Raw genomic sequence first — 12,921 nt, forward strand, 5'->3', positions numbered from 1 at the left:
GTGGGGAACTACGGGTTTGTGCGATGGGAGGCGTCCAATGAGCAGTGTTGCAGATGGTTCGCAAAGGAATGATGCATCAACGGGTGCATTGAGTCCGCAGGCGCGGGCCAGATCCATAGAAGTTCTCAAGGGCACCACCGAACCCGGCAAGGAGCTCGACATCCTGATTGTCGGGGGAGGCGTGGTCGGGGCCGGTGCGGCTTTGGACGCGGTGACCCGCGGCTTGTCCGTGGGTATTGTCGAGGCCCGGGACTGGGCTTCGGGCACGTCGTCAAGGTCCTCGAAGCTGATTCACGGCGGGTTGCGATACCTGGAGATGCTGGACTTCGCGCTCGTCCAGGAAGCCCTCCAGGAACGCGGATTGCTGATCCAACTGATCGCACCGCACCTCGTCCGGCCGGTTCCGTTCCTGTACCCGCTCACCCGGCGTTTTTGGGAGCGCCCCTACGTTGGTGCCGGGATTTTCCTCTACGACACTCTTGGCCTCACCTCCGGCCACAGCCGCGGTGTGCCCATGCACAAACACCTCTTCCGGCGCGGCACACTGAGGGCCGCACCCAGCCTCAAGAACGATGCCTTCGTCGGCTCCATCCGCTACTACGATGCACAGGTTGACGATGCCAGACTGGTGGTCAATGTCGTCCGGACTGCGGCGCATTACGGTGCGCATGCCGTGAACAGGATGCGCGTGGTGTCGTTCGTGCGCGAGGGCGAACGCGTCGTGGGCGCCAAGGTGGAAAACCAGGAAGACGGCAGCGTCATCGAAGTCCGCGCCAAGCAAGTGGTCAATGCCACGGGAGTCTGGACGGACGAGACCCAGGCCATGGTGACGGATCGCGGCCAGCTCAAGGTGCGCGCCTCCAAAGGCATCCACCTTGTGGTCCCGCGCGACCGCTTCCAGTCGACGGTGGGATTGATCCTGAGGACCGAAAAATCGGTGTTGTTCGTCATCCCCTGGGGGCGGCACTGGATCATCGGCACGACGGACACCGACTGGAAGCTCGACAAGGCGCATCCTGCCGCGTCCACGAAGGACATCGACTACGTTCTTGAACACGTCAATCGTGTCTTGAAGCGTCCACTGACCCGTGAGGATGTTGAGGGCGTGTACGCGGGCCTCCGTCCGCTGCTGGCGGGGGAGAGCGACTCCACGGCCAAACTTTCACGCGAACACGTGGTGGCGCACCCCGTTCCAGGCCTGGTGGTGGTTGCGGGCGGAAAGTTCACCACGTACCGGGTCATGGCGAAGGACGCGGTGGACGAAGCGACGCGGGCCATGGACGAGCGCGTACCCGCGAGCTGCACCGACACCATCCCGCTCCTGGGCGCTGAAGGCTTCAAAGCCGCATGGAACCGGCGGGCGAGAACCGCTGATGAGGCCGGGGTCCACGTCGCAAGGGTGGAACATTTGCTCAACCGCTATGGCTCCATGACCCCGGAAGTCCTGGCGATCATCAAGGACAACCCGGCCATGGCCGAGCCGCTGCCGGGGGCAGACGACTATTTGGCGGCGGAGGTCGTCTATGCCGCGACCCATGAGGGTGCCCGCCATGTCCATGATGTCCTGACCCGACGCACCCGTATCTCGATCGAGTCGTGGGACAGAGGTGTTTCCGCTGTCCCTGTTGTCGCTAAGCTGATGGGAGAAATTCTTGGCTGGAGCGACGCGCAGCGGGAAAGCGAAATCAAGCACTACCTGGCCCGGGTGGAAGCTGAACGGCTTAGCCAACAGCAGCCCGACGACGAATCGGCCGATGCTGCGCGCATGGGTGTCGACGACATCGTTCCCCTCCGCTGAGCGGCCCGGGTTGGCTGGCCACACTGGAGGGAAACGACTTGGCGGAACCACTGGACCCGTATGATGCCGAACTGACAACGCCGGAGACCGTCATCCTGGAGATGGAAGCGGTCGACAAAACAGATGCCGCGGGGCAGCTCGCGGAAAGGCTCTACGCCGCCGGGCGCATCACGGACCTTGAGGGCTTCCTCGAAGTCGTCAACTCGCGCGAACACCAACTTGCCACCGGGCTGCCGGGCGGCATTGGCCTTCCGCATGCCCGCAGCGAGTTTGTTTCCCGGGTCTCCATTGCCGTCGGTGTCACGAAGTTCGGTCACTCATTGGACTTCGGCGCCAGCGACGGACCGGCCACGTTGGTCCTGCTCATCGCTACGCCCGCCAGTTCATTCTCGGACCACTTGGAAGTCCTCGCGACCTTGGCCCGCTCCCTTTCCAAGGAATCATTCAGGGAATCCCTCAGGCGCGCCCACGACCCCGAAGTCATCGCCGAACTGATCAACTCCAGCCTGGTGTTCTTCGACCACTGAGATTGGGGCAGGCCCTTTCGTGTCGCGTTCCGCGCCACGTAGGGACCCTGCTGCCCCACTCTAGGAGGGGCAGGCCCTTTCGTGTCGCGTTCCGCGCCACGTAGGGACCCTGCTGCCCCACTCTAGGAGGGGCAGGCCCTTTCGTGTCGCGTTCCGCGCCACGTAGGGACCCTGCTGCCCCACTCTAGGAGGGGCAGGCCCTTTCGTGTGACCTCCCGTTTAGCTGTTCTACAGCTTGGCGAAGTACGGTTAAGGGGTGTTGAAAACCGCTCTGAAGCCCCGCTGGATCGCAGGACTCGTCTTCGCGCTCCTGCTCTCCGGGGTGTTTGTGCTGCTCAGCCAGTGGCAGTTCGGCAGATCCACCCAGAGCGATGTCCCGGTTGACGACCCCGCTGTGGAGCAAGTCAAGCCGCTTACCGGGGAATTGCAGCCCGGAACGTTCTTCCCGGGTTCGGCGTCAGACCAAATGGTCAGCGCCAAGGGTAGTTACGACCCCGCCAGGCAGGTCCTTGTGGAGGGCCGGCTGCTCGCCGGGCAAAAAGGCTACTGGGTAGTGACCGCGTTTGCGGTCGACGGCGCCCCCGCCCTCCACGGCGTCGGCGCAACCGCGAAGACCTGGATCCCCGTGGCCCGCGGCTGGGTAGCCGATCCCGCCCAAGCCGGGCCGCCGCCGTCGGGCACTATTGAACTGACCGGACGGCTCCTGCCGTCCGAGGCACCGGTGCCAAACGTCGACGCCGGAGCGGGTCGCGCCTCTGCGGTCTCGGTCGCCGAACTCATCAACACTTGGGAAGTCTCAAGCTATCCCGGCTTCGTCGCAGCGACGTCCGAAGTGTCGGCGGGCAAGGCCCTCGCACTTCCGGCGCAGCTGAAGCCCTTGAATATCCCGGCCCAACCACCCAACCAACAGATCAATTGGCTCAACCTCTTCTACTCCGTGGAATGGGTGGTCTTTGCAGGATTCGCCCTCTACATCTGGTGGCGGATGGTGGCCGATGACTACCGGCGCACCCTCGAAGAAGACGAGGACGAGCCCGACGACGAATTCCCATCAGACGATTTGCCAGCAATTACCAAGCCAGAACAGGTAAAGCCATGATTGAGCCCAAACCGGCCATCCAGCCCGAACAGTCCGGAGAATCCGCCGCGAAGCCAAGCGCGGCCAAGAAACGCCGCTTCGGTGGAACGACGGCCCAGATCCGCTCGGCCCTGAAGTTCTACAAAGTCATGGCCTACCTCACCGGCACCATGCTGCTGCTCCTGTGCGCCGAGCTCGTTGCACGCTATGTGTTCGGCGTGTACCTCTTTGCCGGCGGGACCAACGCAATCACCGGCCAGCCCTTCGGTTTCGGATTCGCCGACGCCGAGTCCAAGGCGGTCCTGGGCGGCGTCAACGTCTCCATCGCCGTGCTGATTGTCCATGGCTGGATGTACGTGCTGTACCTCATCTCGGACTTCCGCTTGTGGTCGCTCATGCGCTGGCCGTTCACGAAGCTCATCCTGCTCGCCTTGGGCGGCGTTGTCCCTCTCATGTCCTTCATCGTGGAGAAGAAGTTCCACTCGGAGGTAGAGATGGAGCTCGCCGCGAATCCGCAGGCGTCCAAACGCTACTGACGGGCCTGGCCCGGCGACATTGTGAGATCGCTAACGTCGGACTGTTTTCGGAGCTGATTCCGGGCTTCACGACCGGTTTCAAGGTGCACCGGGGCATCCCGGCAAAGTAGGCTGTTAGGGTGACTACTCCCACCGCACCCTTCAGTTCTGAAGCTCAGACTTCCCAGAAGCCGGTGCTGGTTGTTGACTACGGTGCCCAGTACGCGCAGCTGATTGCCCGCCGCGTCCGTGAAGCGAATGTGTACTCGGAAATTGTTCCGCACACGTTCACCACCGAGCAGCTTCTGGCCAAGAACCCGGCAGCGATCATCCTCTCCGGCGGACCTTCAAGCGTTTATGCCGAGGGTGCCCCGAGGGTTGGCGCGGACCTTTTCGAGGCCGGCGTCCCGGTCTTCGGTATTTGCTACGGCTTCCAGGCCATGGCGAACGCGCTCGGCGGCAAGGTCGCACAGACCGGTTTGCGGGAGTACGGTGCCACCGAGGCCACGACCGTTGGCGAAGCCCGCTCCATCCTTGCGGGTGTTCCGGACTCCCAGAACACCTGGATGAGCCACGGAGACTCCGTTCACGAGGCTCCTGACGGCTTCGAGGTCCTGGCGACCACTGCGGGCGCACCTGTGGCTGCTTTTGCGAACGAAGAGAAGCATCTTTACGGCGTGCAGTGGCACCCGGAGGTAAAGCACTCTGTCCACGGCCAGCAGGTTCTGGAGAACTTCCTGTTCAACGGAGCCGGACTGAAGCCGAACTGGACCACCGGCAACATCCTCGAAGAGCAAGTGGACCGGATCCGCCGGCAGATCGGCGACTCCAAAGTCATCTGCGGCCTCTCCGGCGGCGTCGACTCGGCCGTAGCCGCAGCGCTCGTGCAGCGCGCCGTGGGCGATCAACTGACTTGTGTATTCGTGGACCACGGCTTGCTGCGCGAAGGCGAAGCCGAACAGGTCGAGCGCGACTTCGTCGCCGCAACCGGCGTCAAACTCTATGTCGCCAACGAGCAGGAGCGATTCCTGTCCGCCCTGGCCGGGGTCAGCGATCCCGAGACCAAGCGCAAGATCATCGGCCGCGAGTTCATTCGTGCGTTCGAGGAAGCAGAGCGGGCCATTATCGCCGAGGCTGCGTCCGAGGGCGAGAGCATCAAGTTCCTTGTTCAGGGCACCCTGTACCCGGACGTCGTCGAATCCGGCGGCGGCGAAGGTGCCGCGAATATCAAGAGCCACCACAACGTGGGCGGCCTTCCCGAGGACCTGCAGTTCGAACTCGTTGAACCGCTCCGCGCCCTGTTCAAGGACGAGGTTCGCGCCGTGGGCGCGCAGCTGGGCTTGCCGCAGGAAATCGTCGGACGCCAGCCGTTCCCCGGACCCGGCTTGGGCATCCGCATCGTGGGCGACGTGACCAAGGAACGGCTCGACCTCCTTCGCAAGGCGGACGCCATCGCGCGGGCCGAACTCACAGCGGCTGGACTCGACAACGACGTCTGGCAAATGCCGGTCGTACTGCTGGCCGACGTCCGCAGCGTTGGCGTGCAGGGCGATGGCCGCACCTACGGACACCCGATCGTGCTGCGTCCTGTTTCCTCCGAGGACGCCATGACTGCCGACTGGTCGAGGCTCCCTTATGACCTCCTCGCCAGGATCTCCAACAGGATCACGAACGAGGTTGACGGCGTCAACCGCGTGGTACTTGATGTCACCAGCAAGCCGCCGGGAACCATCGAATGGGAATAGCTTTCTGAGTGACCGGTCTCTGTTCCAGAGGCCGGTCACTTTGTATTTCCCCTGAAATCAGGGCTAATTTGCCTTTGCACCAGTGTTGCGGTGCGGACTGCCGGTCGATTCCCGCTACCCTCGAAAGTATGCCGATTTGGTCCAAGTCGTCTCGAGCTATAACAGAAAAGAAGGCAGCGGTGTCAGTAGGTCAAAGCCACGAAGAGAGTTCTGTAGAGCTCCGGAAATGGCTGTCAGGGCTCAAGCCCGTGACTGGCGCGGACACCATGCTGCGCTTCGTCAAGACGCCGGAAGGGTCGATAGACCTCAGCAACGGCCACCCTTCAGGCCTGGCACAGCTCCTCGCCGGGCGTCGGACCCGGCTTTCCACCCTGATCCGCGATCGCCAGCAGTATCTTGTTGCCGCGCGTGCCGCCAGGAACCTTCGCTCGAAGATCTTCGAATTGGGAAACGACCGGGGGATCGACGCCGGTTATCTGTCCTGCGGCACGGTCGTGTGGACCTCGGCTGTCGGCGGAAAGCCCCAGCGAGTCTCCGCCCCTGTCATGTTGGCCGCAATCTCACTCACGGCGCGGCCGGGCGAAGATGACTACGAGCTGCAACTGACCGAACAAGCGGGCATCAACCCGGCGTTGGTCCGGCACTTGAAGAACGTCCATGGAATCGTCTTTGACGTCAACGCCGTGAGCCGCATGGCCTACAACACCGCGCGCCTTGACCCCCTGCCGGTCCTCGACCGTCTTGCCACACTGGTACAACCGATCCACGGTGCGGAAGTAACCCCGAATCTCCTCATCACGACGTTGGCGGATCTGTCCGGGAACTTGGACGACCCCTGGATCAACGAGAACAGCAGCGTCGTTGCCTCCCTGTTTGAAGCCGCCAACGGCGGCGAAGTGCAACCCGAACCCATCAAATCCGGACGGTTCCCGAACCTCGACGAGCGCGACCCCGCCGAAGAATCGCTCCTCCTGGATGCGGACTCGGATCAGCAATACGTCGTGGATGCCGTCCGGGCAGGGGATTCGCTGGTAGTGAGCACCCCGCCAGGCAGTGGCCAGACACAGACGGCCATCAACGCGATCGGTGCCCTCGTCAACGAGGGGAAATCGGTGCTTGTGGTGGGTGACCGGCGGGCGAGCCTCAACGGCCTGGCGGCTCATTTTGAAGCCCTGGGCCTTGAATCGATGCTGTTCAGGCCGGGCAACGGTGCCACGCCCCAGCAGCTCAAAGGCCAGCTGGTCAGCGCGATCATCCGCAACGAAAAGTCGCTGGAACCGCAACTTGCGAATCTCCACAAGACCCTGACCGAGCACCGCCATGCGCTCATGGACCATGTCGCGTCTTTGCACAACGTGCGCCAGCGCTGGGGATGCTCTCCCTACCAGGCAATGCAGTCCCTCGCGGAATTGACCTCCATCCACCCGGCCCCCGCCACGACGGTGCGCTTGAAGCGCAGCGTGCTGGACAATATCAAAGACCGGGCTGAGCTGGCTGAACGATTGCGACGCGCTGCCGAGCTTGGCAGCTTCAGCCGTGCATCGACGTCTAGCCCCTGGTACGGCGCGCGGCTGGTCACGCGCAAGGAGACCGAGGAAGCCCAGCAACTGGCCAGTAGTGCCGCCGAACAACTTCCCCGGCTGCGGGATCGGATGAACCAGGTTGCGGAGCACTCCGAAATCCGGCTTGGGGCGAACTTCGCCGAATGGGGCGCGCAGCTTGAGCTCCTGATGGCGGTGCGGGAAAGCCTGGACAAATTCACCCCTGATATTTTTGACCGGCCAGTCCACGATCTGATTTCGGCTACGGCTACCTCCGCTTGGCGCCGAGAGCGGGGAGTCGAGATGCCCTCGATGCAGCGCTCCCGCTTGCGTCGCGTGGCGAAGGAATATGTCCGCCCCGGTGTCCACATTGCGGATCTGCACAGCTCCTTGGCGCTCGTTCAGGAACAGCGGGCACTGTGGGCCCAGTACGCGACCAGCCAGCGCCATCCGGCAGTGCCGTCCGGACTTGCGGACCTCGGCGCCAGCTACCGTGAACTGGACCGGGATCTGCGCCGTCTGGGCGATTGCCTCAAACACACGGCCGGTGGGGGCGACCTCCACGCGACCCGTTACGAAGATCTCATGGACCGTCTTGAGCGCCTTGTGGCGGACACGGGAACCCTTGAGACGCTCCCGGAGCGCACGCTTTTGGTCGAGAATATGCGCGAGCACGGACTCGCCGAGCTTCTTGCTGACCTGGCTGAACGCGAAGTGCCTGCCGAATCCGTTGCCGCGGAACTTGACCTCGCCTGGTGGCAGTCTGCCCTGGAAGCGATGATCAGCGGTGACGACTATCTCGCGATGTCCGACGGCGATTCCCTCCGCCGCCTCGAAGCGGAGTACCGGCTGGCTGACCACGCGCACATCGCCAGCGGAGCTGCCCGTCTCCGGTGGAAACTCGCCGAAATGTGGCGGGCTGGAATTGCTGAACATCCCCGCCAATCGGAACTCCTCCGGAACCTGATCAAGGATGGCCGCGTTACCCTCTCGGCGCTCAGCGCCCAGGCGCCTGCCCTTGTCTCCCGCTTGGTTCCCGTGTGGTCCATCAGTCCGTACCTGCTGACCAGCCTCTTGCCCGCAGAGCAGAAATTCGATGCGGTGGTGATTCTCGACGCCGAGAGCACATCCTTGCAGGCCGTGCTGCCGGCCATCGCCCGAGCCCAGCAAGTGGTTGCCTTTGGCGACGCGAAGATCGCCAATGCCCGCACTTTCAGCGTTGCGGTGGAGCCACCCATGGCCGGTGCCGCAAGCCAGGACACAGTGGACAGTGCATTCAGTGCTTTGGCCCGGGTCCTGCCCACGTGGCAGTTGAACTGGGTGTATCGGGCGGTTGACGAAGATCTGGTACTCCAGTTGAGCAAGAACTACTACAACGGCGGTCTGCGTCGGCTGCCGGACGGGCAATCCGTGACGGGGCTGGACCGCTCGGTAGTAGTTGAATACATCCCGGATGGCACCGGCTTGCCGGGGGCGGATCACGAAGGTGTTGAATCGGTCGCCGCCGAAGTGAACCGCGTTGTTGACCTGGTGTTTCAACATGCCAGCCTTCGGCCGCGGACCTCGCTCGCCGTGGTCACCGCAAGCCTTCGCCATGCGGCAAGGATCGGCGAAGCCATCAGGCTCCAGCTTCCTAACTATCCGCTTTTGTCGGGTTTCTTCAACGCCGGTGCGGAGTCTTTCCGCGTGGTGGATTTGGAGCGCGCACAGGGACTGGTCCGCGACCACATCATCTTCTCCTTGGGCTTCGGGCGCACTCCGCACGGCCGGGCGCTGCACAGTTTCGGGCCCCTGTCCGTCGAAGGCGGGCGAAACAAATTTGCCTTGGCAATGACCCGTTCCCGGAGATCGATGCACGTCCTGAGCTGCTTCCGTCCGGAGGACCTCGATCTGGACCGGCTGGCTCACGGCGCCGTTGATTTCCATGAACTCCTTGACCGTGAACTGTCCGGGAATTCGGAACTGGGGACACCTGCCACCAGGGCTGCTGCCAGCGAGCAAGCGCTCGGTGAGGATCCGTTGGTGGCGGATCTGGGCGAGCGTCTCCGTGCCCGTGGAGCCCGGGTGTGGCACCACTATGACGGAGCCTTGGACATTGCCGCGGCAGCCGACCCCGTGCACACCATAGGCCGTGATGACACCGAAATGCCCACCCCGGTGGCCATTGAATCGGATGGCACGGAACGATACCGCCGCATGAGCGTCAGGGAGCGCAGCCGGCTGCGGCCCCAATTGCTGGAACGACTTGGCTGGCGTTACATGTCCTTGTGGACCATTGAAGTATTCACTGATCCTTCGTCCTGCGCTGACCGCATCGGGTCCTACTTGGGACTGGAGAAGCCGGTAGCACCCTCGTACGGTGCAGTCCAGGATGGATTCCTGGACATTGATGTTGAACAATTGGAACTGAACAGTCAGGCGGAGTCGGCCGCGGCCGGACCTGGTAGTACGGAAGGCCCTGGCTCGGGACCGGCGATCCCCTAAGGAAGCGCAATGGCGGAAAGCAAAAGCACTCAATCCAAGCACCCTGCGGACGCCAGTGCCGATGCGGCAGGCGCTGATATCGAGTTGGACGAGCAGGAGAAAACAAAAGTGAAGCCCGCGCCCGAGCGGAAGCATGCGGGAGAAAGCATTCTGCCCAAGAAAGCCTCCGAGGACGATCCGCGCCGCTGGGGTGATGAGCCTGGCTACGACCACGACGCCTGGCTGAAGGAACAAAGGCCCCCGCACTGGGGCTGAATATTTCATGGCCGGTTGTCAGAGGGATTGACGAGGACAAAGAACAGTTTCCCGCGAGTGGAAGCTCCGGCGAGGATTTCGGCCTGTTGCGGATTGGCGGCGACAACCACAAGGCCGTCCGCCTCGTTCGTGCCCAACCATTGGTTCGCTTTGCCTCCTTGCGCGGATGTCCACAAAACCGGGACCGCCGACGCCAAGAGTTCGGATTTCTTGCCGGGCTCTTCAAATCCATCTGCTGCGGTGAGCACAACGTTGACCAACTGGCCGGGCGAGATGAGCTGAATTGAAGCGGGATCGGCCATGCGAAGTGGAACGGCCGCCGTCGCGGGTGCGGTCCCGGTCAGCAGGCCCGGCCCCAGGAGTTGGGCGTCCGTGGGGATCTGCCCCTTCTGCAGCGGCGAGGCAAGCTGCTTTCCGCCGTATCCGGTTCTCGGGGTGAGTGCCCCGGCTGGAATTCCATCAGGAAGGACATCGAGGGGTTTGAGGTCGGTATCCGTCAAAGTGGACCCGGCGGGAAGATCCCGTGCGGCCGCCAGGACCGTGGCTCGTCGCTCCGAAGCGGGAGTCAGCTGATGGACTGCGATCCCGGCGGCCACGCATAGCAGGAGGGCCACGACGAGGCGGCGGTTGCGGTTTAACCAGCTACCGAAGCTGCGGTGTTTGGATGGTCCCGCGGTAGCGCCCCGGCGCCCGCCAGCCCTGAAGGGAAGAGCCTGAAGACGGCCGGTGCGGGCCTTGTTGATCGGTGCGAGGAGTCTATCGCGCGGAAGCGACAATGATCCGGCGGACATGGGGTCCGGGGGTACGTTCGGGATTGCGGGCATGGTGCCACGCTAACCGGGCACGCAGGCCCGCGGCAGGGCTTTATTGAGCTATGTGGAACGTTGAGCTATGTGGAAAACCGGGAGCCGCTGGAAACCGCAATCAGCTCGCGGCAGCCGCCGGAACCGACGCTGGAGCCGGAGGCGCAGCTGGTGCGGCGGGAGCGGCCGAAACAGTGCTTCCCTTGGAGTCCCGGGAGTCGGTGCGGTAGAAGCCCGATCCCTTGAAGACGACGCCCACGCTGTTGAACTTCTTACGCAACGACCCTTGGCATTCAGGGCAGTCGGACAGGGAGCTGTCCGTGAACGACTGAACGATGTCAAAGGCATGTCCGCAGTCTTTGCAGGCATAGGCATATGTGGGCACTGGTGATCCTCCTCCGGGACGAACTACAGGTCCTGTGCCGCCAAGGCGGATTGTTCCGTCCATTAGCAGTCCCAGGGCCTGAGTGCCAATTCTATCATCCGGAGTCGGGGCCGCTACCACAAAATGTGGCGGAGAAGACAGGTCGGAAGCCCCGATCAATCGGCCGGAACCAGCCGGACGATCCGGTAGGGGGTAAGTGCCTCCGCCACGGGCTTGTCGAACGGTTCGGCCGGGATTGTCCCCGCGGCCAGCACTTCGTGGTCATATACGACGGCGACAGTCGGCGGACGCTGCCCGTCGGCGTCGAGCTTGTCGAGGAGCCGATCGTAGTAGCCGCCCCCTTGGCCGATACGGTTTCCGTCTTCATCGACGGCGGTGGCCGGGAGGAAGATTCCAGTGGCATCCCTGATGACGTCGCTGTCGAATCGTTCGCCCACCGGCTCGTCAATCGGCGCGTACTTTGAGCGGACAAAGGCCGTATCCGGTGTCCAATAGACCCAGCTCAGAAGCCGTTCCGGTTCACAGACGGGAAGAAGGATCCTGTGGCCGGCGGCGTGGAGCGCCGCAAGCAAGGGCATTGTCGGCGGCTCGGCGGCCACTCCGACATAGGCCGCAAAAGTCGACGGTTTCCCCCGGGCAACGGAATCCGCCCATGAGAGGCCACCGAGGGCAATCCCCGTTCCAGCGTCAGCGCGCTGTTGCCTGGTCAATGTCAGCCGGCGCTTGCGGTAGTCCCGGCGGATATCGTCTTTCAAAGTCATTTTTGCTCCAGTTCACGCTGCTTTGCGGCTTGAGGACGGGGAAGAAACAGTGGAGTCCCTTCTATCCGCACAGGTTCCTTTTGCCCAATGTCCAGCTCCTTCCGTTAGATTAGTCCGGTGACTTCCAACAACTGCACCGTCCGCAAGGCCGTTATCCCCGTTGCCGGACTCGGCACCAGGTTCCTGCCTGCTACAAAAGCCATGCCCAAAGAGATGCTCCCGGTAGTCGACAAGCCGGCCATCCAATATGTCGTCGAAGAAGCCGTGAGCGTGGGACTCAACGACATCCTCATGATCACAGGCCGCAACAAACGTGCGTTGGAGGACCACTTCGACCGGGTACCGGCTTTGGAAGCGACCCTCGAGGCCAAGGGTGATACCACCAAGCTGGACTCGGTGCAGGCTACCAGTAACCTCGGCGACATTCACTACGTCCGTCAGGGTGACCCCAAGGGGCTGGGACACGCGGTGTTGCGTGCAAAGCAGCACGTCGGGTACGAACCTTTTGCCGTTCTTCTCGGTGACGACCTTATCGACGCCCGGGACACACTCCTGAGCGACATGATCGAGGTCCAGCACAAAACCGGTGGCTCCGTTGTGGCCCTCATCGAAGTGGAGCCCTCCCAGATCAGCGCCTACGGTTGCGCGGACATCGAAGACATCGGCGAGGACGGCTACGTCCGCATCAAGCAACTTGTGGAAAAGCCTGCTGTCGATGAAGCTCCGTCCAACTTGGCCGTGATCGGCCGCTACGTGCTTCACCCCTCGGTTTTCGACGTTCTCGAGAAAACCGAACCGGGCCGTGGGGGAGAGATCCAGCTGACGGATGCGCTTCAAGTGCTCGCTGCGGGCGACGGCGAAGGTAGCGGCGTCTACGGAGTCGTCTTCCGCGGCCGTCGGTACGATACCGGGGACAAGCTCAGCTACCTCAAAGCTTGCGTCCAGCTTGCGTGCGACAGTGAAGACCTCGGGCCTGGCTTGCGTGAGTGGCTGCCGGGCTTTACCGCCGGCCTCAGCAAGTAGCTGCCC

General features: G+C 63.0%; 11 protein-coding genes. 8 read left to right on the plus strand and 3 right to left on the minus strand.

From position 1 onward, the window contains the following. Positions 1 to 37 precede the first annotated feature (37 nt). The 7 genes from AB4074_RS02540 to AB4074_RS02570 all read left to right on the plus strand — a co-directional run bounded on the left by AB4074_RS02540 (position 38) and on the right by AB4074_RS02570 (position 9,943). Positions 38 to 1,798, plus strand: coding sequence for a glycerol-3-phosphate dehydrogenase/oxidase (locus tag AB4074_RS02540; RefSeq protein ID WP_437771007.1), 1,761 nt, complete (start codon positions 38 to 40; stop codon positions 1,796 to 1,798). A gap of 38 nt (positions 1,799 to 1,836) precedes the next feature. After that, entirely contained in the window at positions 1,837 to 2,325 is a 489-nt protein-coding gene (locus AB4074_RS02545; RefSeq protein ID WP_236812181.1) for a PTS sugar transporter subunit IIA, read from the plus strand. Between the two features lie 256 nt (positions 2,326 to 2,581). After that, positions 2,582 to 3,424 carry an SURF1 family protein gene (locus AB4074_RS02550; RefSeq protein ID WP_441411938.1) on the plus strand — a complete coding sequence of 281 codons (843 nt, stop codon included), beginning with the start codon at positions 2,582 to 2,584 and terminating at the stop codon, positions 3,422 to 3,424. Then, the gene (locus AB4074_RS02555; RefSeq protein ID WP_441411939.1) at positions 3,421 to 3,939 is read left to right on the plus strand and encodes a DUF3817 domain-containing protein; all 519 of its coding nucleotides are present in this window, start codon (positions 3,421 to 3,423) and stop codon (positions 3,937 to 3,939) included. The genes AB4074_RS02550 and AB4074_RS02555 overlap by 4 nt, the downstream gene beginning before the upstream one ends. A 119-nt stretch (positions 3,940 to 4,058) precedes the next feature. Continuing rightward, positions 4,059 to 5,663, plus strand: a complete 1,605-nt coding sequence (gene guaA / locus AB4074_RS02560) for a glutamine-hydrolyzing GMP synthase (RefSeq protein WP_437771005.1) — start codon at positions 4,059 to 4,061, stop codon at positions 5,661 to 5,663. Positions 5,664 to 5,791: 128 nt separating this feature from the next. After that, a complete protein-coding gene (locus tag AB4074_RS02565) occupies positions 5,792 to 9,688 on the plus strand; it encodes an AAA family ATPase (protein ID WP_441411940.1) in 3,897 nt (1,298 codons plus the stop codon). Positions 9,689 to 9,697: 9 nt separating this feature from the next. After that, the gene (locus tag AB4074_RS02570; RefSeq protein ID WP_441411941.1) at positions 9,698 to 9,943 is read left to right on the plus strand and encodes a hypothetical protein; all 246 of its coding nucleotides are present in this window, start codon (positions 9,698 to 9,700) and stop codon (positions 9,941 to 9,943) included. A gap of 5 nt (positions 9,944 to 9,948) precedes the next feature. Here the strand turns inward: AB4074_RS02570 and cpaB are convergent, their stop codons facing one another. The 3 genes from cpaB to AB4074_RS02585 all read right to left on the minus strand — a co-directional run bounded on the left by cpaB (position 9,949) and on the right by AB4074_RS02585 (position 11,892). Further along, positions 9,949 to 10,767 carry a Flp pilus assembly protein CpaB gene (cpaB, locus tag AB4074_RS02575; RefSeq protein ID WP_441411942.1) on the minus strand — a complete coding sequence of 273 codons (819 nt, stop codon included), beginning with the start codon at positions 10,765 to 10,767 and terminating at the stop codon, positions 9,949 to 9,951. Between the two features lie 100 nt (positions 10,768 to 10,867). Then, complete coding sequence (locus tag AB4074_RS02580; protein ID WP_437771001.1) at positions 10,868 to 11,131, minus strand: FmdB family zinc ribbon protein; 264 nt, start codon at positions 11,129 to 11,131, stop codon at positions 10,868 to 10,870. A gap of 155 nt (positions 11,132 to 11,286) precedes the next feature. Next, positions 11,287 to 11,892 (minus strand): 5-formyltetrahydrofolate cyclo-ligase, encoded by a 606-nt coding sequence (locus AB4074_RS02585; RefSeq protein ID WP_441411943.1) that lies wholly within the window; start codon positions 11,890 to 11,892, stop codon positions 11,287 to 11,289. Positions 11,893 to 12,009: 117 nt separating this feature from the next. Between AB4074_RS02585 and galU the strand changes: the two genes are divergently transcribed. Beyond that, complete coding sequence (gene galU / locus AB4074_RS02590) at positions 12,010 to 12,915, plus strand: UTP--glucose-1-phosphate uridylyltransferase GalU (protein WP_441411944.1); 906 nt, start codon at positions 12,010 to 12,012, stop codon at positions 12,913 to 12,915. The last annotated feature ends 6 nt before the right edge of the window (positions 12,916 to 12,921 follow it).

Origin of the sequence: Arthrobacter sp. 2MCAF14, assembly GCF_052115645.1 — a bacterium.
In the GTDB taxonomy this organism is placed as follows: Bacteria; Actinomycetota; Actinomycetes; order Actinomycetales; family Micrococcaceae; genus Arthrobacter.